The following is a 22,947-nucleotide window of genomic DNA, read 5'->3' as shown; positions in this document are numbered from 1 at the left end:
CTTATTTGGCAAGACCGTGCTAAATAAGCGGCGAAGGATCAGAGGAGGCCTGCTTCGGAGGCCTTTCCGATGGCCTCCACGCGGTTGCGGGCGCCCAGTTTGTGGAGCGCCGACTGCAGATACGTCTTGACCGTGTTGCGGGCCAGGCCCGTCGATTCGGCTATCTCGGGGTTCGTCTGGCCCTGGGCCGCCAGGCGGAGGACCTCGTATTCGCGGCGGGTCAGGCCGCTGCGGGCCAGTGCGTCGGAGCGCCGGCCGTCGTCGGGGAGGATCCGGGGGTCGACCACGCGCTCGCCTTTGAGGACCCTGCGCAGCGCCGCGATCAGGTCGGTGCCAGCCACGTCCTTGAGCAGGCAGCCGTTCGCGCCCGCGTCCAGCGCGGCTAGCACGCCCTGGTGATCGCCGTGGGCGGTGAAAACCACGATGGGCGCCGCGGGGTGCACGCGGCGGATGCCCGCGATCACCTCGGGCGCCAGCATGTCCGGGAGGCGCAGGTCCAGCAGGATCAGGTCAGGACGCAGCTCGGTCGCGCGCTGGATGGCGGCGCGCCCTGATTCGGCGGAGCCGATGACGGTCAGCGCCGGGTCGTAGCGCAGCAGGAGACTGACGCCGTCGCGGACCACGGGGTGGTCGTCGACGACCAGGACCGTCACGGGAGCGGACACGAGCGACGTCCCGCCTCGGGCACCCACGCGCGCAGCGTGCAGCCGTCGTCCTCGTCGCGCACCAGGCTCACCCTGCCGCCGAGCCGGGCCGCGCGTTCCGCGAGCGCGCGCAGGCCCATGCCGGTGCCGGGGGTGGTTTCGGCGACCCGGCCGGTGCCGTCGTCGGCGACGACCACCTGGATCCCGCCGTTGCTCGGGACGAGGCTGACCACCACCGACAGTGCGCTCGCGTGCTTCTCGACATTGAGCAGACCCTCCCGGACGGCGTTGACCAGCAGGGTCGTCCGCTCGGCGTCGAGCGGTGGCACGGGCGCGAGCTGGACGAACCGCGCCGGCACCCCGCACCGTGCCTGGAACGAGCGGCAATGCTCGGCCAGTTCCACCGGCAGCGCCCGTTCGGGGCTGGATTCCGAGAGGGCCAGCAGGGACTCCCTCAGGGCGCTGGACGCCGCTGACACGTCCCCTTCGAGCCGCAGCAACCGCGATTCCAGCACGGGGTTGTCGCTGATGTCCTCGTGCAGGTTCCTGACCTGGACGCCGATGGAGAACAGCAGCGCGCCCACCGAATCGTGCAGCGCGCTCTGCATGCGCTGGCGCTCTATCGAGACCGCGGTGGCCTTGTTCGACTCGGCCACCGTCGCCAGGCGCAGTGCCGTCCCGGTCTGGTTGGCGATGTCCTCCATCGCCCGGATGGCGTCGTCGCCGAACTCGGCCGGTTCCCGCATCGCCGCGTACGCGATCGCGACCGTTTCGGTCCGACCGCCGGTCCGGCTGATGATCGGCACCGCGATCATCGCCGCGAGCCCCTCGCCCCGGACCTGCGCGTCGAACTGGTGCGTGATGGCGGGCGAGCTGATGTAGTCGTTGACCCGGACCGGCCTGCCCAGCGCCAGCACCCGCCCGCCGATGCCCTGCCCGGTCGGCACCTCGAGGTCCTGCAGCGAGTCCGTGCGAGCGCCCGACATCCAGCGGACCACCGCGTGCCCCGGCCCGGTCAGCTCGGCGACGAAGCCCGAGTGGGACCCGATCGCTTCCCGGATCCGCCGCGCGGTGCCATGCAGCGCCGCGACCCGGTCGAGCGTGCTGAACAGCTCGTCGCGCTCGCGCAGCAACTCGTCGAGCACAAAGCTGTGCTCGACTGCGCGCTCCTTCGCGACGTGCCGCTTTGCCGTCACGCGCTCACGATCGCACACGACGTGTGGTTTCGGACATACCCGGCTGGAGAGGGTGTGACACTGCGGGACGACGATCGGGTGTCTTGAATGGGCGGGTGGAGATCCTGTCCGATGCCGCCACACTGGCGCTGTACACCACCGACGCGTCCAACTACCGGCACGTGCCCCGCGGGGTCGTGCTCCCGGAGTCGGTGGACGACGTGATAGCCGCGGTCGCCGCCTGCCGGGAAGCCGGGCTGCCGGTGATCCCCCGCGGCGGCGGCACCAGCGTCGCGGGCAACGCGTGCGGCCCCGGGGTCGTGCTCGACACCTCGCGCCATCTCGGCGGGGTGCTCGCGCTCGACCCGGCGGCCAGGCTGGCCAGGGTCGCGCCGGGCACGGTCCTCGACGACCTGCAGGCGCTGGCCGCTCCGCACGGCCTGCGGTTCGGGCCGGACCCCTCTACGCACAGCCGCTGCACGCTCGGCGGGATGATCGGCAACAACGCCTGTGGTTCGCATTCGGTCGCGTGGGGGCGTACGGCCGACGTGGTCCGGGAACTGGACGTGCTGCTCTACGACGGCACGCGGCTCACGGCGGGCCCCACCTCTCCGTCCGAAGTGGACTCTCGTGCCGCGCGGCCGGGCACCGAGGGCCGGGTGTATTCGCAGCTGCGCTCGCTGGTCGGGGAAAACCTCGCGCTGCTGCGTACCGAACTGTCGACATGGCCGCGCCGGGTGTCCGGCTACGGCCTGGAACACCTGCTGCCCGAGAACGGCTTCGACCTGGCGAAGGCGCTCGTCGGCAGTGAAGGCACCTGCGTGACGGTGCTCGAAGCGACCGTCTCGCTCGCGGAACTGCCCAAGCACAAGGCGCTGGCGGTGCTCGGTTTCGAGTCCGACGTCGCCGCCGCCGACGCGGTCCCGGCCATCCTGCCGTGGTCCCCGCTGACCGTCGAAGGCGTGGACGCCGAGCTCGTCGCGCTGCTGGACCGCGGGCGCGCCGGCGGGCTGCCACCGGGCGGCGCCTGGCTGTTCGTGGAGCTCGCCGGGGACGAACCGGGCGAGGCCGAGCACCGGGGGCGGGCACTGGCGGCCGAGCTGGGCGGCCTGCTCACCGGTGCCACGGTCTTCACCGACCCGGCCGCGCAACGGCGGCTGTGGCGGATCCGGGAGGAGGGCGCGGGGCTGGCCACCCGCCTGGCCGACGGTTCCGAAGCGTGGCCGGGCTGGGAGGACGCCGCGGTGCCGCCTGAACGGCTCGGCTCCTACCTGCGCGGGTTCAAGGAGCTGATGCGCGAACACGGCAGGCAGAGCGTCGTGTACGGCCACTACGGCGAGGGCTGCCTGCACATGAGGCTGGACTTCGACCTGCTGTCGGCGCCCGGGATCGCCGGCTTCCGGACGTTCCTCGAGCAGGCGGCGGACCTCGTCGCCGCGCACGGCGGCTCGCTGTCGGGGGAACACGGGGACGGCCAGGCGCGCTCCGAGCTGCTCCCGCGGATGTACAGCCCTGAGATGATGACGCTGTTCGAGCGGTTCAAGGGCGTGTTCGACCCCGAGGGGCGGATGAACCCGGGCATCCTGGTCGCCCCGCGCCCGATTGACGCAAACCTGCGGGTGCGCCGCGCGCCGATCGAGATCGAGGACGTCACCGTCCTCGGCTACCCGGAGGACCAGGGCAGCTTCGGCCAGGCGATGCGCCGGTGCGTCGGTGTGGGGAAGTGCCGCGACACCAGCGGCCCCGGCGTCATGTGCCCGAGCTATCGGGCCACCCGCGAGGAGAAACACTCGACGCGGGGTCGTGCCCACCTGCTCGCCGAGATGATCAACGGTGAGGTGATCACGGACGGCTGGCGGTCCGAGGAGGTCCGGGAGTCCCTCGACCTGTGCCTGTCGTGCAAGGGCTGCCTGTCGGACTGCCCGGTCGACGTCGACATGGCGACCTACAAGGCCGAGTTCTACCACCAGCACTACCGGCGGCGGCTGCGTCCGGCGTCGCACTATTCGATGGGCTGGTTGCCGTTGTGGCTGCGGTTCGCCGCTGTGGCCCCCAGGGTCGCGAACGCGGTGACCAGGCGGCGCAGGCTCGCCGGGCTCCTGAAACGGCTCGGCGGCATCGCACCCGAGCGCGATCTGCCGACGTTCGCCGCCGTGCCCTTCACCCGGTCCCGCCGCGACCTTCGAAATAGCGCGACTGTGCTAGATAGCCTTGGTAGCACGACTGTGCCAAAAAAGCCGGTGGTGCTGTGGCCGGACTCCTTCAACAACTACTTCACCCCCGGTGTGCTTGAGGCGGCGACCGAGGTGCTCACCGCCGCCGGGTACGACGTCGTCTTGCCGGACAAGGGCGTCTGCTGCGGCCTGACCTGGGTGTCCACCGGCCAGCTCGACGTCGCGCGCCGGGTGCTGCGCCGCACGTTGTCCGTCCTGAGGCCCTATCTCGAGGCTGGCTACCAGGTGGCGGGGCTGGAGCCGAGCTGCACGGCCTTGTTCCGGGGCGACCTGCCCGCGTTGCTGCCGGACGAGCCGCTGGCGCGGCTGCTGGCCGAGCGCACCCGCACCCTGGCCGAGCTGCTCGCCGGCTCGCCCGTTGAATTCCGGGCCCTCGACATCGACGCGATCAGCCAGGTGCACTGCCATCAGCACGCGGTGCTCGGCTACTCCGCGGACGAGGCCGCGATGGCGGCCGCCGGGGTACGAAACTCCACTTTGGACTCCGGCTGCTGCGGGCTGGCCGGGAACTTCGGGTTCGAAAAGGGGCACTACGAGGTCTCCGTCGCCTGCGCTGAGGACCGCTTGTTGCCCGCCGTCCGGGCGGCGTCGCCGGAGACAGTGGTGATCTCCGACGGTTTCAGCTGCCGGACGCAGATCGCCCAGGAGTCCGACCGCACCGCGCTGCATCTGGCCGAGCTGCTCCGGCGCGCGCTGCCATGATCGGGCGCCGCCGGGGTGCGCGCGTCCAGACCAGGCGGGCGGCTAGCTCTGCTTGGCCGCCGCGTGGTCGCGTTCGGCGTATTTCTTCAGGGTGAGCAGCTGCTTGCGCATCATCACGAGGTCGCCCCAGCCGAGCAGGAACGCCTTGACCTGCCCCAGCGGGCCTGACTGGGCGACGACCAGGCGGCACAGGAGGCGGCAGCTCTCGTCGTCGGCCGGTTCCACGGCGTAGGTGCAGGACAGTTTGCCGAACATGCGCTCGGTCTTGGCCGAGGTGGCCCAGGTGAAGCGGTGCCCCGGTTCTACGGACGTCAGGTCGAACGCCATCAGGCGCTGGCCGGGCTTCAGGTCGTCGGCGCCTTCGGTGAGGGTGTCCGGGCTGCGGCGGCCGAAGTTGTCGAGCAGGTCGTAGCTGTATGGCGCGACCGAGAGCTGGCACAGCCAGCGGTAGGTCAGTGCCGCGGGCGCGCGCACGGTGACCGCGCGGTCGAGGTGCTGCGCGGGGGTGGACAGCAGGTCGTCGGCGGGCTGGTGGCGGCGGACCTCGTCCGGGGTGGCGCCCCAGTTCGCGGCGGATGCGGAAAGCACGGCGACCTCCGTACGGTGGCGTATGGTTTTCCATACGGTAGCGTACGGAGATGGCGAAGAAAAGACGTCTGGCACCCGAAGACTGGGCCGACGCGGCGCTCGAGGCGCTCGCCGAGGGCGGGCTCGCGGCGGTCGCGGTGGAACCGATCGCGACCAGGCTGGGCGCCACCAAGGGCAGCTTCTACTGGCACTTCGCCAACCGGGACGCGCTGGTCCAGGCGGCGCTGCGGCGCTGGGCCGAGCTGCACACCGAGACGATCATCACGGGCCTCGCGGACGTCGCGGACCCCGTCCGCAGGCTGCACGAGCTGTTCGGCGTGGTCTTCGGCCGCGACGTCGGGAACCGGGCCGAATTCGAGCTGCTCGCCCACGCGAACGACCCGATGGTCGGCCCGGTGCTCGCCGAAGTGACCACCAGGAGGGTCGGCTTCCTCGTCGAGTGCTTCCTCGAGATGGGACATCCGGCGGCCGCCGCCCGGCACCGGGGCGTGCTGGCCTACACCACGTACGTCGGTCTCGTGCAGGCACAGCGAGCCAGCGGCGGCGAGCTGCTGCCTGCCGCCGACCAGGCGGGGTACCGGGAATTCCTGCGCGGAGTCCTCGCGAGCTGAGCTGTCGGCGGCCCGGCCGGGCCTGTGCTACCAGGTGGTCGCCAGCGTGTCGAGCGTCGGCTCCGCCGGAACCGGCAGCAGTTCGAGGTACCGGCGCAGATTGCTGTAGACGTGCAGCAGCGTGTAAGCGAGGCAGCGCCGCGAGAAGTCTTCGCCGAGCTCGGCGGGTTTGTAGCCGTAGCCGAGCAGCAGCCGCCGGAGGAAGTCCCTGTCGCCGCCGGCGACGAACAGGCCCGCGCCGACGAACTCGTACTCCGCCGCGCCGCGCATCGCGGGCTCGAAGTCGAACAGCCCGGACACCCGCCACTCGCCACCTTCCCGGGTCATCATCAGGTGGTCGCGCACGAACTCGGTGTGCAACGGCACCACGCGGGGCGTGCCGAGCTCGACCGAATCGAGGAACCCGTCCAGCTGGGACAGCCACTTCTCGCCGAGCCGCGTCTTCCGGTGGTGCTTCACCACGTTGCCCCGCTGGTCCGCGATGAACCGGGACCAGCTCGCCGGGCCGAGCGCGGCGAGCGCGGGGTCGTCGACGGCGTGCAGGGCCGCAAGTGCCTCGCCGAGCCGAGGGGCCAGCCGCTGTTTGTCCTCGGTGGACAGTCGAGGCCAGACGTCCTTGAGCGTGTCGCCGGGCAGGCGGTCCATCAGGAGGTAGCCCCAGCCCTCGAGCTCGCCGGTCCGCTCGACGCCGGGGGTGGTGATCGGCAGCCTGCCGTGCAGGACTTCGAGCATCGTGCGCTCGGTGGCCATTTCGCCGAAGTACACCGAGGGATACAGCTTGAGCACGAGTTCGTCGCCGACGGCGTAGACCGGCAGCGAGCCTTCGGTGAACGGCACGACCGCCTCACCTGCACCCAGTGATCCGGCCAGCGAGATGACGGCCGGCAGCAGCGCCTCCCGGGTGAGCGTGCCGAACTCGTCCTCGGTGCCCGCGGGCGGGAACAGCGCCATGGAACAGCGCCATGGAACTTGACGTTAGGGCACGGTGTCCGTCACGCGCCAAGGATTATTCGCCGCGCTCCAGCAGCGTCCTGGTTCCCGCCAGCACCAGCTCGACGATGTCCTCGGTGGCCGCGTTCGTCAGTGGCTCCTTGCCGCCTATCTCGCGCAACAGCCCGATGCCCAGCAGCCAGGCCAGTGCGAGATCGGCGCGGAGTTCGGCGTCGGGGGAGTCGGTCAGCGTGGTGAGCGCCTGGGAGTAGGCCTCGCCGAGCTGGCGCCGGATCGCGCCGGCCGCGCTGTCGTGCTCGGCCGAGCGGAGGAACACCGCCAGCGAGTGGTCCTTCCGGTCGGTGTCGAGCATGCTGCGCAGGATCGTGCTCAGCAGTTGTTCCGGCGGGGTGGCGGCGAGCTTCTCGAGCCCGCTGCGGGCCACGACCTCCTCGAACAGCGCTTCCTTGGTGCCGAAGTAGCGAAACAGCAGTGACTGGTTCGCCCCGGCGCGCTTGGCGATGTCCCGCACGGTCGTCCGGTCGAAACCGCGCTCGGCGAACAGTTCCGCGGCGGCGTCGAGCAGGGACGCCTTCGTCGCGGCGGCGTCCCGCTTGCGGACCTGCTGTTCTGCGGTCATCTGGCCTCCCGGTCGCGAACAGGCTAACCGCGCTGCGCACGGTGATCGCATTGACGCGCTGGGTAGGCCTCGGTAGCGTTGTAAGCAGTTGCTTACAAACGGAAATACGCAGAAACCGGACAGGGGAGTACTCGCGATGACCACCACACACACCGAACCTCTCGCCTACCCGTTCAACGAGGAGGAGGGCCTCGATCTCAACGAGGCTTACGCGGCGGCACGGGACGCCGAGGGCATGGTCCGGGTCCGCATGACTTACGGCGAGCCCGCCTGGCTCGCCACGCGCTACGCGGACGCCCGCCTCGTCCTCGGTGACCGGCGGTTCTCCCGCGCGGCTTCGCTCGACCACGACGAGCCGCGTTCGTCACCGGCTCAGCGCGACAGCGGCATACTTTCGATGGACCCGCCCGACCACACCCGGCTCCGCACCCTGGTCGCCAAGGCCTTCACCATGAGGCGGGTCGAGCTCCTGCGTCCCCGGGTCGCCGAGCTCGCCACCGAGCTGCTGGCCGGGATGAAGGGGAAGGGACAGCCCGTCGACCTGGTCGACGACTACGCCCTGCCGATCCCGGTGGCGGTGATCTGCGAGCTGCTCGGCGTGCCGGTGGCCGACCGGCCGAGGTTCCGCGCGTGGAGCGACGCGGCGTTGTCCACCAGCAGCCTCACCGCGGAGGAGTTCGAGCGCAACCGCGAGGAGCTGCGCGACTACATGCGCGGGCTCATCGAGCAGCATCGCGCCGAGCCCGCGGACGACCTGATGACCGCGCTGATCGAAGCCCGTGACGTCCGGGACCGTCTCACCGAGCTGGAACTGGTCGACCTCTGCGTCGGCATCCTGGTCGCCGGGCACGAGACCACCGCGAGCCAGATCCCCAACTTCGTGTACGCGCTGCTGGAGCAGCCGGAGCAGTGGGCCCGGCTGGTCGCCGACCCGGAGCTGATCCCGGCCGCGGTCGAGGAACTGCTGCGTTTCGTGCCGCTCGGCGCCGGGGCCGGGTTCCCCCGGTACGCGACCGAGGATGTCGAGGTCGGCGGCGTGCTCGTCCGAGCAGGCGAACCCGTGCTCGTGGCCATCGGCGCCGCCAACCGGGACGCCCTGCGATTCGGCTCGCCCGAAAGCCTGACCTTCGACCGCGACGACAACCACCACCTCGGCTTCGGCCATGGCGTGCATCACTGCCTCGGCGCCCCACTGGCTAGGCTGGAGCTGCAGGAAGCCCTCCGGGCGCTCCTGCGGGAAATGCCCGAGCTCCACCTCGCCGGCGACATCGTCTGGAAGACCCAGATGCTGGTGCGGGGAGCACGCTCGATGCCGATCGGTTGGTAAACGATGAGCTGGAACGTCGAGGTCGACGAGAACACCTGCATCGGCTCGGGCATGTGCGCCGCACTGATGCCCGAGCTGTTCGAGCTGGAGGGCGCGACTGCCCGTGCGCTCGCGGAGAAGATCGAGCCGGATGAGACAGCGCTCGACGCCGCCGACTCCTGCCCGGCCATGGCCATCAACGTGACCGACGGCAGCAGGCTGGTAGGGCCGCGACCCTAGGACGGTCCACAAAGGACGTTAGCCGTCCGGAAGCTTGTCAGGGGTCCCGACGGCTCGCGCGGGACCGCGTCAGCGCCAAGTCGACACCGGTGTCCGCACCGTCCGCCTTCACCACACGCGAGTTCGCGTGTGGTGAAGGGCGCGCGATCGTCCGGCCGTACGCACTGCTGCGGGAGTCCGCACCGGACGTCGGCTACCGCGAGCCGCGGTCGCCGATGACCTCGGCGAGCGTGTTCGCCTTCTCGTCCACAAAGGAGGGATTCGGGCCCGGCCGTCATGGAGCCGCCCGCCGCGGGAGTCCCAGTCGTGACGCGAGATCTGGCTGTCCAGCGAGAGGTTTCGGCGGCGCCGCCGCCCGGTTCACCACCGATCCGCCCGGTTACGCCCGTGCGCCGCTCGCCGCGCTCACCGATCCCCCTCCGCGGCGTGGCACTCTTTCGTCCCATGACCATCTCCGCTCCCGACGAGACCCCCGGCGCTCTGGAGGTCCGTGCGGTCGCCGCCGAGCGACTGACCTTCTTCGGCGACGCCGTGATCGCCATCGCGCTGACGCTGCTCGCCCTCGAACTGCCGCTGCCCGAGGGTGCCACCAACGGCGAGCTGCTGCACTCGGCGTTGGAGCATCGCTGGGAGTACATCGCGTTCCTCGTCAGTTTCCTGGTGATCGGCGCGCACTGGAGCGGGCATCACCGGGTGTTCCGGTACGTCACCTCGCTCGGCGGCAAGCTCGGAACGCTGACGCTGTACTGACTGCTCATGCAGGTGGTGACGCCGTTCGCGACGAAGGTGCTCACCGGTGAGGGCGCTTTCCAGGCCCGGTTCGCCTTCTACGCGTTGGTCCAGGCCACTGCGAGCCTGCTGTTCCTGCTGATGCTCCGTGAAATCCGCCGCCATCACCTGTACCGCGACGACACGCCGCCGGACCTGTTCGCCAACTCGACCATGCAGGTCATGATCATGGCCGCGACGTTCCTGCTGTCGATCCCGGTGTCGTTCTTCACCGGGTACGCCTACGCGTGCTGGATCTTCTTCCCGATCGCGACCAGCTTGGCCAGCCGGATCCGGCGACGTCGCGCAAGCGCCGAGCGCGGCTGAGCGGGTAGCGGCCGGGCGGGTCAGGAGTCCAGGTACCGCAGCACGGCGAGCACCCGCCGGTTGTCCCCTTCGGACTGCGGCAGCCCCAGTTTGCCGAAGATGCTGGTCACGTACTTCTCCACCGAACCCGCCGAAAGGAACAGCCCCGCGGCGATGGCCGAGTTCGACCGGCCCTCCGCCATCAGGCCCAGCACCTCCCGCTCGCGGGCGGTCAGCTCGCTCAGCGCGGAAGTCCGCCGGGTCGCGGAAAACAGCTGGCTCACCACCTCGGGGTCGAGCACAGTCTGTCCCGCGGACACCCGGTGCAGCGCGTCGAGGAAGTCGGCGACCTCGGCGACCCGGTCCTTGAGCAGATAGCCGACACCGCCGGCCCGGTCGGCCAGCAGCTGCGCCGCGTACTTCGTTTCGACGTACTGGGAGAACAGCAGGATCGCGCAGCCGGGAAGCTCGTCACGCAGGGCGATCGCCGCGCGCAGGCCCTCGTCGGTGTGCGTCGGTGGCATCCGGACGTCCACCACCGAAACGTCCGGCCGGTGCTCGCGCACGGCGGCGCGCAAGCTCTCCCCGTCCTTCACCGCGGCGGCGACCTCGTGCCCGCGCAGGGTGAGCAGCTCCGCCAGGCCCTGGCGCAGGATGGTGGAGTCTTCGGCGATGACGATGCGCACTGTGCCGCCCCTGGGAGGACTCGTGAAGGTTCGGTCGGAACCTTAGCCGGACAGCGGGATCGTGACGGTCATCGCCGTCGGCCCGCCGTGCGGGCTCGACACCGCGAGCCCGCCGTCCACCGTGCGCAGCCGCTCCACCAGGCCCGCGAGCCCGCCGCCCGCCGCCACCCTGGCGCCACCGGGACCCCCGTCGCGCACGACGAGCCGCAGGACGCCCCCGGCCGAGCCCACTTCGACCCCGATCGGGCGTGCCGCGTGTTTCGCCGCGTTGGTCAGCAGCTCCGCCACGGTGAAGTAGGCGATGGTCTCGATCGACGGCGACGGCCGCGTCGGCAGGTCCACGCTCAGCCGCGCGTCGATCCCGGTCGTGGAGACCAAAGTGGACAGGGCGACGTCGAGACCGGCGTCGAGCGCCGCCGGATGGATTCCCCTGGCGAGGTCCCGCAGCTCGGCGAGCGCTTGTTTGGCGTTGGCGTGCGCGGCGGTGACCAGGGCCCGCACCTGGTCGACGTCGGCGGTGCCGGTGTCGAGGTCGTCCTTGGCGATGCCGAGTTTCATCGCCAGCGCGACCAGCTGCGCCTGCGCCCCGTCGTGCAGGTCGCGCTCGATGCGCCGCAGCCGCACGGTCGCGTCGTCGACCGCGCTCGCCCGGCTCTCCTCCAGGTCCCGCACCCGCTCGGCGAGCGCCGTCGGCCCGAGCAGTCCGCGCACCAGCAGCCGGTCGATGGTCACCACGCCGTTCACCACCCACGGCATCGCGAGCAGCATCAGGATCCCGAACGCGGCCAGCGGCAGGGTGAGAACCCAGTTCTCGACCAGCAGGTCGAACAGCGGCATCACCCGCCCGCCGGTGGTGAACCAGAAGAACGGGTAGGTCGTCGTCGCGATCCCGTAGACGAGCAGGGTGCCGACGAAGACCAGGTCGACCAGCGCCAGCGGCACCCGGAGCACCAGGTAGGCGATCGCGCGCCACCCGATCGGGTCGCCGACGCGGGCCTTGATCCAGTTCCACAGGCCCGGCGCCAGCGGGGCGGGCATCGGTTCGGCGACCCGCGTGCCGAGCAGGCTCCCGGCCAGCCGCCGGTGCAGCCCGCCGAGTCCCCGCGCGTAGGCCATGACCCCCGCGAGCAGCACGAGGCCGAGGAACATCGGGCTCAGCACCGTGCCCAGCGCGAGCCCCAGCAGGATGCTCACCAGGAATACCAGTGACAGCGGAGTGCCGATAACCACCCAGACGAGCCCGGTCCGGTACGCGCGGCTGCCCTGGGCCGCGACCACCCTCCGCGCCAGGCCCCGCGGGGGACGGAGTACGGGAGGACCGGTCACGAGACACAGCTTGCCGCGCGGTGGCCGCCCACGCCCACCCGGCTATCCCCCGGATCGCCTGCCGCGGCGGGGTGACCGGGCAAGTATGAACGGGCAGTGGCCCCAAACCCTTCGGGCACACCTCGCGGCCCTTGTTGACCCGACCGTGACCTGGACGTGACACTGGTTCAGCTTGTGACGGGGGCCCGCCGAGTGTCACGGTATGCCTCCGGCGTCCGCACCGCGTACGGCTATTCACTGTGGGAGCTCACCGTGCACACCGGAGGTGGCCCCGCCGACCCGGACTTCGGCCCGAACGTCTGGGTGTTCGATCCGTCGACCCCGGCGGCGACCATCCAGAACCGCCTCGACACGATCTTCGCGCAGCAGCACACCAACCAGTTCGGCGACGAGCGGTACGCGGTGCTGTTCAAGCCGGGTAGCTACACCGCCGACGCCAAGCTCGGCTTCTACACGCAGGTCGCGGGCCTCGGTCTTTCGCCCGGAGACGTCGAGATCACCGGGCACGTGCGCGTCGAGGCCGACTGGCTGCAGCAGGGCGGCGATCCCGGCAACAAGGGCAACGCGACCCAGAACTTCTGGCGCGGCGCGGAAAACCTCGCGGTCACCCCGCCCGCCGGTCAGCTCTGCCGCTGGGCCGCCGCGCAGGCCGCGCCGTACCGCCGCATGCACCTCAAGGGCCGGTTGCAGCTCTGGAACGGCGACGACGGCTGGGCCAGCGGCGGCCTGCTGGCCGACACGAAGGTCGACGGCCTGGTGGAGTCCGGCTCCCAGCAGCAGTTCCTGACCCGCAACTCCGAGGTCGGCCGCTGGTCGGGCTCGGTGTGGAACATGGTCCACGTCGGCTCGACGGGCACGCCGGCACAGACGTTCCCGGATCCGCCGAACACGCACATCGCGCGGACCCCGGTCGTCCGCGAGAAGCCGTTCCTCCACGTCGGCGAAACCGGCGAGTACGCCGTGTTCGTTCCGGCGCTGCGGCACGACGCCGTCGGCACCAGCTGGCGTGGCGGCGCGGCGGCCGGTTCGTCGATCTCGCTCCGGCACTTCCACATCGCGAAACAGGGCGACACCGCGGCGACCCTCAACAGGGCATTGGCTGCGGGCAGCAACCTCCTGGTCACCCCGGGGGTCTACCACCTGGACGACACACTCAGGATCACCCGGCCCGGCACCGTGGTGCTGGGCCTGGGCCTGGCCACCCTGGTGCCGGACACCGGCCTCCCGGTCATCACCGCCGACGACGTCGGCGGGGTGAAAATCGCGGGCCTGCTCATCGACGCGGGACCGGTGAACTCCCCGGTCCTGGTCGAGATCGGCCCCGCCGGTTCGCACGCCCGCCACGCGGCCGACCCGACCTCACTGCACGACCTGTTCTTCCGCGTCGGCGGCGGCGCGACGCCAGCCAAAGCGACGGTCAGCCTGAGGGTGAACAGCGACAACGTCATCGGCGACCACCTGTGGCTCTGGCGGGCCGATCACGGCGACCAGGTCGGCTGGACGGTCAACACCGCGGCGAACGGACTGGTCGTCAACGGGGACGACGTCACGATGTACGGCCTGTCCGTCGAGCACTATCAGCAGTACGAGACGCTGTGGAACGGCAACGGCGGCCGGACGTACTTCTACCAGAACGAGTTCCCGTACGACCCGCCCGACCAGGCATCCTGGACGAGTGGCGGCGATCCTGGCTGGGCCGCGTACAAGGTCGCCGACTCGGTGACCAGCCACGAGGCGTGGGGGCTGGGCAGCTACTCGTACTTCGACGTCAATCCGGCCGTCGTCGCGGCACGCTCGTTCGAGGTGCCGGACACCCCGGGCGTGCGATTGCACCACCTGGTCTCGGTTTCACTCGGCGGGGTCGGCACGATCCGGCACGTCGTCAACGACACCGGCGGCCAGTCGGACCGGGCACACCAGATCAACTACGTGCCGTCCTACCCGTGAGACGGTTTCTGGTTTGACGTCCTTGGCGACGCGCAGTTCGCGCTCGTCGTCCTGGGCACGCTGCGAGGCCTCGCGCATCTCGATGACGTCGGTCAGCCAGTCGCCGGTCTCGCGCGCGACGTCGCGGACCGCGCCGGTGATGATCGTCGCGATGTTCCCGATGTGCGTCGCCGCCGATTCGGTGATCACCTGGATCGTGTCCTTCTTGCTCTCGAACTGACCGACCATGTCAGACACCCTTTTAGGCTGCTCGGAGAACCTTGTCCCGCTCCACGGTACTGGGCTTGTCCGGCACGGTGGTCCAGGGCATGGCGAGCTTCACGATCTTTTTCGCCACCGAGAACAGTTGCTTCGGCAGGCCACCGGTGTTGTAGGGCAGGCCGTACTTCTCGCAGATCGCCCGCACCTCGCCCGCGATCTGCGGGTAGCGGCGCGCCGGGATGTCCGGGAACAGGTGGTGCTCGATCTGGTGCGAGAGGTTCCCGCTCATGATGTGGAACAGCTTTCCGCCGCTGATGTTCGCCGAGCCGAGGATCTGGCGCAGGTACCACTGCCCGCGCGACTCGTTCTCGGTCTCCTCCTCGGTGAAGCTCTCCACCTCGGCGGGAAAGTGACCGCAGAAGATGATCGAGAACGACCACAGGTTGCGCACCAGGTTCGCGGTCGCGTTGCCGACGAAGGTCAGCGGCGCCATCGGCCCGGTCAGCAGCGGGAACAGGATGTAGTCCTTGCCGACCTGCCGCGACGCCTTCTTGACCATCTTGAGGGCGACTTCCTTGGTGTCCGAAAGCTTCCGCTCGCCGCTGACGATCCGGTCGAACTCCAGGTCGTGCAGCATCACGCCCCACTGGAAGAACACCGCGAGCAGGGCGGCGTACACCGGGTTGCCCAGGTAGTACGGCCGCCATTCCTGCGCCCGGTCCATCCGCAGGACGCCGTAACCGATGTCGCGGTCCTTGTCGAGGATGTTGGTGAACGTGTGGTGCATGTAGTTGTGCGAGTGCCGCCAGTTCTCGGCGGGCGCCACGTTGTCCCATTCGAACTTCTGGGAGCTCAGCGCCGGGTCACGCGTCCAGTCGTACTGGCCGTGCATGACGTTGTGGCCGATCTCCATGTTGTCGAGGATCTTCGCGACGGAAAGCGCGGCGACCCCGGCGACCCAGGCGGGCGGGAAGAACCCGGCGAACATCAGTCCGCGGCCGGTCACTTCGAGGGCACGCTGGGTCTTGATCACGGTGTGGATGTAGTCGACATCGACCTGACCGAGGTCGGCGACGATCCGCTGCCGGATCGCGTCGAGTTCGCGGCCGAACTCGTCGATCTGCCCGGGGGTGAGCCGGTCCTGCAAGCCAGTCATGGGTGCTCCTTAGGCGTTGATCTCGACGTCCCCGACCGGGACGGAGATACAGAGCTGGATTTCTACGTTTTCCTCTTCGGACAGTTCGCCGGTCTTGGCGTTGCGCACGCAGCCTGAGGTCTTGACCTGCGTGCACGAGAAGCAGATGCCCATCCGGCAGCCGTGCTCGGGCTTCAGCCCGGCGTCCTCGGCCTGCTCAAGCAACGGCTTGCCGGAGTTGGCGAACTCGTGGCCGCTGCGCGCGAAGCGCACCTGTCCCTCGGCGCTCGCGGTGTCGAAGGTGAGCGCGGGCGGGGTGAACTCCTCGGTGTGCAGGCGTTCACTCAACTCGTCCGCCTCGAACAGTTCGCGCACCGAGTCCATCAGCGGCTTCGGTCCGCAGACGAAGGTTTCCGCGTCGCGGTACCACGGCGCGACCTTCGTCAGCTGCTTGGCGGAGAAGAAGCCGTGGAGCTCAGCGCCGGTTTTCGCGTGGGTGTAGGCGTGGACGACGCGGAGTCCGGGGTGCCGTGCGACGAGCTCCGCGAGTTCCTCTCGGTAGAGCACGTCGTCACCGGTGTTCGAGTACTGCAGGAAGACGATTTCGCCCGCGTGACCCTCGTCGACGAGGGTGCGCAGCATCGAGAGCACCGGGGTGATCCCGCTGCCGCCACTGATCAGCACGATCCGGTGCGGGCGGCGCGTGGGCAGCGTGAAACCGCCGTCCGGCCGCGACAGCCCGAGCACCGTGCCGACTCCGGCTTGTTCGTGCAGGTAGCGAGAGACGAGCCCCTGCGGGTCGGCCTTGATCGTGAGTTCCAGCAGTCCATCGCGCGTGTGCTGCGAGCAGGACGGCGAATAGCACCGGGTGCGCCGGACGCCGTCGATCTCGACGGTGACCCGGACGTACTGGCCGGCGCCGAACCCGCGCCAGGCACGGCTGGGCCGGATCGTGAGGGTGACGGTGTCGCCGGTCTGGTGGCGCACGGCCGTCACCAGGCCGCGGATCTCGCGGCGGACCAGCATCGGGTCGATCAGCTCGAGATAGCGGTCCATCCCGTGCGGCGTGAGCAGGGCCTCGGCCAGCGAGGCCAGCCTGCGCGCCCGCCGCGGTAACAGCGCTGTCATGGCACCTCCTGGTTACAGTGAACAGCTGTACACTGAATAGTGGAGTGCATGACGGCCGAACTGTCAACGCGAGGGCGAGGCGATGTGACGTGGGTTATAGCGACGGGGCCCGTACGCTGTCCGTTGTGAGCACCGAGCCCGTGACCCGCCAGGAGCGCAAGCAACGCACCCGGCAGGGTCTGCTCGACGCGGCGCTCGACCTGCTGGCCGACCGCGGGTTCGCCAGCCTCAGCCTGCGGGAAGTGGCGAAACAGGCCGGCATCGTGCCCACCGCGTTCTACCGCCATTTCGCCTCGATGGACGAGCTCGGCGTCGCGCTGGTGGAGGAGTCGATGCGCACGCTGCGCGGGATGATCCGCTCGGCCCGGAGCAACCCGAGCGCCTACACGGACATGATCCGCGCGTCGGTGCGTACGCTTTACGAGCACGTGCGTGCACACGAAGACCACTTCCGGTTCCTCACCCGTGAGCGCTACAGCGGCGCGGGTCCGGTGCAGCGGGCCATCGGGTTCGAGCTGAAGCTTTTTTCCAGCGAGCTGGCGGTGGACCTCGCGCGGTTCGAGGTGCTGCGCGAATGGACCACCGACGACCTGCACATGATGGCCGACCTGATCGTCACCGCCATGTTGTCCACGGTCGTCGAGCTGCTCGAAGCCCGCCCCCGCGACGCCGAGACCGACCGGCGGATAGTGCGCACCGCCGAACGACGGCTGCGGCTGATCTTCCTGGGCGTGCCCAGCTGGCGCAGCGGCTGACCCCGCTCCGACTTGCGACTCTCGGACGTGGGTATCGCGCCCTCGGCGTGGTACACCTTGCGTGATCCAGAGCCTCAGGGAAGAGGAGGTCGCGTGGCGGACAGCGAACAGCTCACGGTCGGCGTGGTGAAGGAGACCAGGCCCGGCGAGAACCGGGTGGCACTGGTGCCCAAACTGGTCGAGAGGCTGGCCAAACGCGGCCTGCGGATCGTCGTCGAACGGGGCGCGGGCGCCGGGGCGCGGTTCGCCGACGAGGCGTACACCGCCGCGGGCGCGGTCATCGGCGACGCGTGGAGCGCCCAAGTCGTACTCAAGGTCGCGCCGCCGACGCCGGGCGAAACCGGGAAACTCCAGGCCGGGCAGCTGCTCATCGGCTTCCTCAATCCTCGCGGTGACGTTGATGGCATAGCCGTGCTAAATAAAGCGGGCGTCCGGGCGTTCGCCGTCGAAGCCATCCCGCGTATCTCGCGCGCACAGGCGATGGACGCGCTTTCGTCGCAGAGCAGCGTCGCCGGATACCGCGCGGTCCTGCTCGCGGCGCAGAAGCTGCCCCGGTTCTTCCCCATGCTCACCACCGCCGCGGGCACCGTGCCCCCGGCCAAGGTCCTCGTGCTCGGCGCCGGTGTCGCCGGGCTGCAGGCCCTCGCCACGGCCAAGCGGCTCGGCGCGCAGACCACCGGGTACGACGTCCGGCCGGAGGTCGGCGAGCAGGTGCGCTCGATCGGCGCGCAGTTCCTCGACCTTGGCATCGAGGCGGCCGGCGAAGGCGGTTACGCACGCGAGCTCACCGAGGACGAGCGCGCCGAACAGCAGCGAAGGCTGACCGAGGCGATCACGCGCTTCGACGTCGTCATCACCACCGCGCTCGTGCCCGGTCGCCGGGCGCCGACGCTGGTCACCGCCGAAGCGGTCAAGGGCATGCCCGCGGGCGGGGTCGTGGTCGACCTCGCCGGCGAATCCGGCGGCAACTGCGAGCTCACCCGGCCCGGCGAGGACGTCGTCGAGCACGACGTCACCATCGCGGCCCCGCTCAACCTCGCCGCCGAAATGCCCCAGCACGCCAGCGAGCTCTACGCCCGCAACGTCACCGAACTGCTCGAGCTGATGGTGGACGCCGAAGGCGCGCTCGCGCTCGACTTTTCCGACGAGGTCGTCGCCGGGGCCTGCGTGGCGGGGCGGCCCGCCGAGCCGGAAGCCGCCGAAGCCACTGAAGCCGCCGAAGCCACTGAAGCCACTGAAGCCGCCGAAGCCACTGAAGCCGCCGAAGCCACTGAAGCCGCCGAAGCCACTGAAGCCACTGAAGCCGCCGAAGCCACTGAAGCCGCCGAAGCCACTGAAGCCGCCGAGTCCGCAGTGCCGGAAGAAGGGGACGAGTGATGCTCGTACAAAGCCTGGCGGTGCTGGTGCTCGCCGGTTTCGTGGGTTTCGCGGTGATCTCCAAGGTGCCCAACACCCTGCACACACCGCTGATGTCCGGGACCAACGCCATCCACGGCATCGTCCTGCTGGGCGGGCTGATCGTGCTCGGCCTCGGCGTGGACGGCGTGCTCAACAAGATCCTGCTCGTCATCGCGATCGCCTTCGGCACCATCAACGTCGTCGGCGGGTTCCTCGTCACCGACCGGATGCTGTCGATGTTCAAGGTCAAGCCCGCGCCCGTCGAAGCCGAGTCCAAGGACGGTGAAGACTCATGACGAGTTTCGTCGCCGTCCTCTACATAGTCGCGTTCGCGCTGTTCATCTACGGCCTGATGGGGCTGACCGGCCCGCGCACCGCCGTGCGCGGCAACTGGATCGCCGCCACCGGCATGGGCATCGCGGTGATCGCCACGCTGCTGACCCCGGGCATGGGCAACTGGCTGCTCATCGCAGTGGGCGTCGCGATCGGCGCCGTCGTCGGCGTGCCCGCCGCGCGCAAGGTCAAGATGACCGCGATGCCGCAGATGGTCGCGCTGTTCAACGGCGTCGGCGGCGGTGCCGTCGCGCTCATCGCGTGGGTCGAGTTCCGCTCGACCGACGGCTACGCGCACGAGCCGCTCTACGTCGCCATCGCGTCGCTGTTCGCCGCGCTGATCGGTTCCATCTCCTTCTGGGGCTCGAACATCGCGTTCGGCAAGCTCCAGGAACTCATCTCCGGGCGGCCCATCACGATGGGCAAACTCCAGCAGCCGGTCAACGCCGTCCTGCTGGTCGTCGCGATCGTGTGCGCCGTGGTGATCGCCAGCGGCGGTGACGCGGAGTTGCTCATGATCGGACTGCTCGTGGCCGCCGCCGTGCTGGGCGTGACGGTCGTGTTGCCGATCGGCGGCGCGGACATGCCGGTGGTCATCTCGCTGCTCAACGCGCTCACCGGGCTGTCGGCCGCCGCGATGGGGCTGGCGCTGGACAACACCGCGCTGATCGTCGCGGGCATGATCGTCGGCGCCTCCGGCTCTATCCTGACCAACCTGATGGCGAAGGCGATGAACCGGTCCATCCCGGCGATCGTCGCCGGCGGCTTCGGCGGCGGGCCCGCGGTGGCGAGCAACCGGTCCACTGAGACCAGGCCCGTTCGCAGCACCAGCGCGTCCGACACCGCGATCCAGATGGCCTACGCCAACAAGGTGGTGGTCGTCCCCGGTTACGGCATGGCCGTGGCACAGGCCCAGCACACCGTGCGGGAGATGGCGAAACTGCTGGAGGCCAAGGGAATCACCGTGGCCTACGCGATCCACCCGGTGGCGGGCCGGATGCCCGGCCACATGAACGTGCTGCTCGCCGAGGCCGACGTGCCGTACGAGCAGCTCAAGGAAATGGACGAGATCAACTCCGAGTTCGCGCAGACCGACGTCGCGCTGGTGATCGGCGCGAACGACGTCACCAACCCGGCGGCGGAGACCGATCCCGGCTCGCCGATCTACGGCATGCCGATCCTCAAGGTCAACCACAGCCGGTCGGTCATCGTGCTCAAGCGCTCGATGAGCTCGGGCTTCGCCGGCATCGACAACGACCTGTTCTACGATCCGAAGACCAGCATGCTCTTCGGGGACGCCAAGTCGTCGGTGGGCGAGATCGTGGAGGAACTCAAAGCACTGTGAACCACCTGTGGTGAAACCCGGCTCGGACATCGACGCCGTCTTCGAGGACCCGGCCGAAAACCTTGCGTTCGACGAAGCGCTCCTGCGCGCGGCACCGGTCGCGCCGCTCCTGTGGATCTGGCGCAACCCCGCCTGCGTCGTCGTCGGGCGCGGGCAGAAGGTGCACCGCGAGGTGCGCCTCGACGCCTGTGCGCGGGACGGGATCCCGGTGCTGCGCCGGGCCAGCGGGGGCGGCACGGTCTTCCACGACCCCGGCAACCTGAACATCACCCTCGTGCTGCCCGGTCCGGCGGACCGTCCACTCGAGGCACTCGGGGAACTCATGAGCGCGGCGGTGCGGGAGCTCGGCCTGCCGCCGCGGCTGGGCGAGCGTGGGCTGTTCATCGGCGAGTCGAAGCTGTGCGGGTTCGCGGTCTTCCGGACCAAGACCGGGCTGCTCGCGCACTCGACCCTGCTCATCCACACCGCGGCCGAGCGGATCGGCGCCTACCTCACGACGGCGCCGCCCGACCCGCGGCCGCTCGATTCACATCGCAGCCCGGTGGCCTCGTTGGCTGATCACGGGCTTCGCGCCGGTGTGGCCGAGGTCTCCGCCGCGGTGCGAGTGGCGGCGGGCCGCCAACTGGGGTCACTGGACCGGCGTAAGCCCGCGGAGTGGGAACTCGAGTGGCATCGCGCTCTTCTGCACTCGCGTTACCGCTACACGCAGTGGCACGCGGAAGGCGCGCAACGAGAGAACGCGGTCATGCCACAAACCGGCTAGCCGGTTTGTGGCACCCCGTCATTTAAGGGATGACGCCGTCATTTCGCTGCTGAGAAAGTCACCGTCGGAATCTTTCGGGTGCTCGCCCGAGTCGCTTTCTTGGGGTCCACGGCTTTCGTTTCCGTGGCCTTCTTCGCGCGGGTCTTCGCCGCCGCGGCCGTTGCCGTTTCCACCTTTTTGACAGCTGCCGCGGGCTTCCGGGCAGTGGTCTTCACGGCTGCTTTGGGAGCGGCCTTTGCCGCCGCCTTCGGCGCCGTTTTGGCGGTGGCGCGAGTGGTGCTCTTCGGAGCGGCTTTCGCCGTCGTCCTCGTCGTGGTCTTGGGCGCTGCCTTGGCCACGGTCTTGGGCACTGCCTTGGGCACTGCCTTCGCGGACAAGGTCTTCGCAGCTGCCTTCGCCGGGGTCTTCGGCGTCACGACCTTGGCGGCCGCGGTGCGCGTGGCTGCTGTCTTACGACCGGCGACCGGCTTCGCGGCGACTTTCTTGCCCGGCGTGACAGCGGCCTTGGCGGCGGCTTTCGCAGTGCGGGCGGCCTTCGGCTGCGCGACTACCTTGGCGCGGCGTTTACGCCCGCCGGTACGCCGGGCGTGCCCGGCGTACTTGTCCAAAAGCGTCCGGAGCGCGACGGCGTTGTCCACCGAAAGATCGATGTCGTAGTCGATTCCGTCCAGCGCGAAACCCACCGTCTCTTCGGCGGGTTCGCCGGTGAGATCGTCCAGCAAATGCACAGCCGTGTTCCTGGCCACGAAGACCTCCCATGCTCGATCGAGTACTACTACGTGCAACCGGCAGGGCGACATGGTGGATTCGCTGCCGCCGCCTATTCCAGCCTGTCGTGCAGGATACCTTTGGGTTGCGCGAAGCTGCGCGGTGGTGTGCGCTGAAAGCATGTCAGCACAGAGTTTTGACGTAGTGGTGATCGGAGCGGGTCCCGTTGGCGAGGTCGCCGCCGAACGGGCGCGGCGCGGCGGGCTTTCCGTCGCGCTTGTCGAGCACGAGCGTTTCGGCGGCGAATGTTCTTACTGGGCCTGCATTCCGAGCAAGGCGCTGCTGCGGCCGGGCACCCTGCTCGCGGCGGCCCGCCGGATTCCGGGCATCCCGGTCGGCGACCGGCTCGACCCCTCGGCCGTGTTCGCGCGACGCGACGCCTTCACCGGCAAGGGCGATGACACCGGGCAGGTCGACTGGGCGAAAGGCGTGGGCATCGAAGCCCTGCGCGGGCACGCCCGGATCACCGGTGAGCGTGAAGTGACCCTCGACGGCGACCGGGTGCTGCGGGCGAACCGCGCCGTGATCGTGTGCACCGGCAGCGTCCCGAGCGTGCCGCCGATTCCCGGTATCGACGGGATTTCCGTCTGGGGCTCCCGTGAGGCGACCTCCGCGAGCGCGGTGCCCGCCCGCCTCGGCGTGCTCGGCGGCGGGGTCGTCGGGGTCGAAATGGCGCAGGCGTGGGCCACCCTCGGCGCCGACGTGCACCTGATCATCACCGGCGAGCGTCCCTTGCCCAAGCTCCCCGGTTTCGTCGGCGACGCCGTTCTCGAAGGGCTGCGTGCGGCGGGCGTGACCGTGCACACCGGTTCCGGACTTTCCGGCGTGTCCTCTGTGGACGGCGGTACCGAGCTGGAGCTGAAGGGCGGCGAAACGATCACCGTCGACGAGCTGCTCGTGGCCACCGGCAGGCGGCCGGCGACCAAGGACCTCGGCCTGGAGTCGATCGGGCTCGAAGCGGGCAAGACGCTGACCGCCGACGCCAACGGCCGGGTGTCCGGAGTGGACGGCGACTGGT

Annotated in this window: 23 protein-coding genes and 1 pseudogene; 13 read left to right on the top strand and 11 right to left on the bottom strand. The window is 69.8% G+C overall.

The features are described from left to right. Positions 1–38: 38 nt before the first annotated feature. On the bottom strand, positions 39–665 hold the full coding sequence (locus QMK34_RS31465; protein ID WP_326418237.1) for a response regulator transcription factor: 627 nt from the start codon (positions 663–665) through the stop codon (positions 39–41). Next, entirely contained in the window at positions 650–1,840 is a 1,191-nt protein-coding gene (locus QMK34_RS31460; protein WP_326418236.1) for a GAF domain-containing sensor histidine kinase, read from the bottom strand. The genes QMK34_RS31465 and QMK34_RS31460 overlap by 16 nt, the downstream gene beginning before the upstream one ends. A gap of 95 nt (positions 1,841–1,935) precedes the next feature. Between QMK34_RS31460 and QMK34_RS31455 the strand changes: the two genes are divergently transcribed. After that, positions 1,936–4,755, top strand: coding sequence for an FAD-binding and (Fe-S)-binding domain-containing protein (locus QMK34_RS31455; protein WP_326418234.1), 2,820 nt, complete (start codon positions 1,936–1,938; stop codon positions 4,753–4,755). 42 nt (positions 4,756–4,797) lie between these two features. Here QMK34_RS31455 and QMK34_RS31450 read toward each other — a convergent pair whose 3' ends face one another. Further along, positions 4,798–5,343 (bottom strand): hypothetical protein, encoded by a 546-nt coding sequence (locus QMK34_RS31450; protein ID WP_326418232.1) that lies wholly within the window; start codon positions 5,341–5,343, stop codon positions 4,798–4,800. Positions 5,344–5,393: 50 nt separating this feature from the next. Between QMK34_RS31450 and QMK34_RS31445 the strand changes: the two genes are divergently transcribed. Continuing rightward, positions 5,394–5,954 carry a TetR/AcrR family transcriptional regulator gene (locus tag QMK34_RS31445; RefSeq protein WP_326418230.1) on the top strand — a complete coding sequence of 187 codons (561 nt, stop codon included), beginning with the start codon at positions 5,394–5,396 and terminating at the stop codon, positions 5,952–5,954. A gap of 27 nt (positions 5,955–5,981) precedes the next feature. On the opposite strand, the gene QMK34_RS31440 is transcribed toward QMK34_RS31445, so the two are convergent. Together QMK34_RS31440 and QMK34_RS31435 are read right to left on the bottom strand one after the other, a co-directional pair. Further along, on the bottom strand, positions 5,982–6,905 hold the full coding sequence (locus QMK34_RS31440) for an aminoglycoside phosphotransferase family protein (RefSeq protein WP_326418228.1): 924 nt from the start codon (positions 6,903–6,905) through the stop codon (positions 5,982–5,984). Between the two features lie 55 nt (positions 6,906–6,960). Further along, a complete protein-coding gene (locus QMK34_RS31435; protein WP_326418226.1) occupies positions 6,961–7,524 on the bottom strand; it encodes a TetR/AcrR family transcriptional regulator in 564 nt (187 codons plus the stop codon). 136 nt (positions 7,525–7,660) lie between these two features. On the opposite strand from QMK34_RS31435, the gene QMK34_RS31430 reads away from it, so the two are divergent. The 4 genes from QMK34_RS31430 to QMK34_RS31415 all read left to right on the top strand — a co-directional run bounded on the left by QMK34_RS31430 (position 7,661) and on the right by QMK34_RS31415 (position 10,165). Further along, entirely contained in the window at positions 7,661–8,851 is a 1,191-nt protein-coding gene (locus QMK34_RS31430; protein WP_326418224.1) for a cytochrome P450, read from the top strand. A 3-nt stretch (positions 8,852–8,854) separates the two neighbouring features. Continuing rightward, the gene (locus QMK34_RS31425; protein ID WP_326418222.1) at positions 8,855–9,070 is read left to right on the top strand and encodes a ferredoxin; all 216 of its coding nucleotides are present in this window, start codon (positions 8,855–8,857) and stop codon (positions 9,068–9,070) included. Positions 9,071–9,514: 444 nt separating this feature from the next. Continuing rightward, a complete protein-coding gene (locus tag QMK34_RS31420) occupies positions 9,515–9,820 on the top strand; it encodes a TMEM175 family protein (protein WP_326418220.1) in 306 nt (101 codons plus the stop codon). A gap of 6 nt (positions 9,821–9,826) precedes the next feature. Then, a complete protein-coding gene (locus tag QMK34_RS31415; protein WP_326418218.1) occupies positions 9,827–10,165 on the top strand; it encodes a hypothetical protein in 339 nt (112 codons plus the stop codon). A 20-nt stretch (positions 10,166–10,185) separates the two neighbouring features. Here the strand turns inward: QMK34_RS31415 and QMK34_RS31410 are convergent, their stop codons facing one another. Next, positions 10,186–10,830, bottom strand: a complete 645-nt coding sequence (locus QMK34_RS31410) for a response regulator transcription factor (RefSeq protein ID WP_326418216.1) — start codon at positions 10,828–10,830, stop codon at positions 10,186–10,188. Between the two features lie 42 nt (positions 10,831–10,872). Continuing rightward, on the bottom strand, positions 10,873–12,156 hold the full coding sequence (locus QMK34_RS31405; RefSeq protein WP_326418214.1) for a sensor histidine kinase: 1,284 nt from the start codon (positions 12,154–12,156) through the stop codon (positions 10,873–10,875). Between the two features lie 192 nt (positions 12,157–12,348). On the opposite strand from QMK34_RS31405, the gene QMK34_RS31400 reads away from it, so the two are divergent. After that, positions 12,349–14,103 carry a sialidase gene (locus QMK34_RS31400; RefSeq protein ID WP_326418212.1) on the top strand — a complete coding sequence of 585 codons (1,755 nt, stop codon included), beginning with the start codon at positions 12,349–12,351 and terminating at the stop codon, positions 14,101–14,103. A gap of 42 nt (positions 14,104–14,145) precedes the next feature. Here QMK34_RS31400 and QMK34_RS31395 read toward each other — a convergent pair. The 3 genes and pseudogenes from QMK34_RS31395 to QMK34_RS31385 form a co-directional block, all read right to left on the bottom strand. Then, positions 14,146–14,331, bottom strand: a pseudogene (locus QMK34_RS31395) (hypothetical protein); the annotation flags it as partial. Between the two features lie 13 nt (positions 14,332–14,344). Beyond that, positions 14,345–15,460 (bottom strand): fatty acid desaturase family protein, encoded by a 1,116-nt coding sequence (locus tag QMK34_RS31390; RefSeq protein ID WP_326418210.1) that lies wholly within the window; start codon positions 15,458–15,460, stop codon positions 14,345–14,347. 9 nt (positions 15,461–15,469) lie between these two features. Then, on the bottom strand, positions 15,470–16,567 hold the full coding sequence (locus tag QMK34_RS31385; protein WP_326418208.1) for a ferredoxin reductase: 1,098 nt from the start codon (positions 16,565–16,567) through the stop codon (positions 15,470–15,472). A gap of 125 nt (positions 16,568–16,692) precedes the next feature. On the opposite strand from QMK34_RS31385, the gene QMK34_RS31380 reads away from it, so the two are divergent. From QMK34_RS31380 to QMK34_RS31360, 5 genes are all read left to right on the top strand, one after another. Continuing rightward, positions 16,693–17,322: a TetR family transcriptional regulator gene (locus QMK34_RS31380; protein WP_442785252.1), complete on the top strand. Its 630-nt coding sequence runs from the start codon at positions 16,693–16,695 to the stop codon at positions 17,320–17,322. A gap of 93 nt (positions 17,323–17,415) precedes the next feature. Next, complete coding sequence (locus tag QMK34_RS31375) at positions 17,416–18,699, top strand: Re/Si-specific NAD(P)(+) transhydrogenase subunit alpha (protein WP_326418204.1); 1,284 nt, start codon at positions 17,416–17,418, stop codon at positions 18,697–18,699. Next, positions 18,699–19,016, top strand: coding sequence for an NAD(P) transhydrogenase subunit alpha (locus QMK34_RS31370; protein ID WP_326418202.1), 318 nt, complete (start codon positions 18,699–18,701; stop codon positions 19,014–19,016). Before QMK34_RS31375 ends, QMK34_RS31370 begins: the two co-directional genes overlap by 1 nt. Beyond that, on the top strand, positions 19,013–20,398 hold the full coding sequence (locus tag QMK34_RS31365; RefSeq protein WP_326418200.1) for an NAD(P)(+) transhydrogenase (Re/Si-specific) subunit beta: 1,386 nt from the start codon (positions 19,013–19,015) through the stop codon (positions 20,396–20,398). Before QMK34_RS31370 ends, QMK34_RS31365 begins: the two co-directional genes overlap by 4 nt. Positions 20,399–20,408: 10 nt before the next feature. Further along, positions 20,409–21,161, top strand: a complete 753-nt coding sequence (locus tag QMK34_RS31360) for a lipoate--protein ligase family protein (protein WP_326418198.1) — start codon at positions 20,409–20,411, stop codon at positions 21,159–21,161. A 38-nt stretch (positions 21,162–21,199) separates the two neighbouring features. Here QMK34_RS31360 and QMK34_RS31355 read toward each other — a convergent pair whose 3' ends face one another. Then, entirely contained in the window at positions 21,200–21,907 is a 708-nt protein-coding gene (locus tag QMK34_RS31355; RefSeq protein ID WP_326418196.1) for a histone-like nucleoid-structuring protein Lsr2, read from the bottom strand. A 142-nt stretch (positions 21,908–22,049) separates the two neighbouring features. Between QMK34_RS31355 and QMK34_RS31350 the strand changes: the two genes are divergently transcribed. Then, positions 22,050–22,947 (top strand): FAD-dependent oxidoreductase (locus tag QMK34_RS31350; RefSeq protein WP_326418194.1); only part of this gene is annotated, 898 nt, incomplete at its 3' end.

This window comes from Amycolatopsis sp. H20-H5, assembly GCF_035828755.1.
In the GTDB taxonomy this organism is placed as follows: Bacteria; Actinomycetota; Actinomycetes; order Mycobacteriales; family Pseudonocardiaceae; genus Amycolatopsis.
Note: the sequence above shows the minus strand (reverse complement) of the source record. Positions and strands in the feature narration are given on the sequence as shown.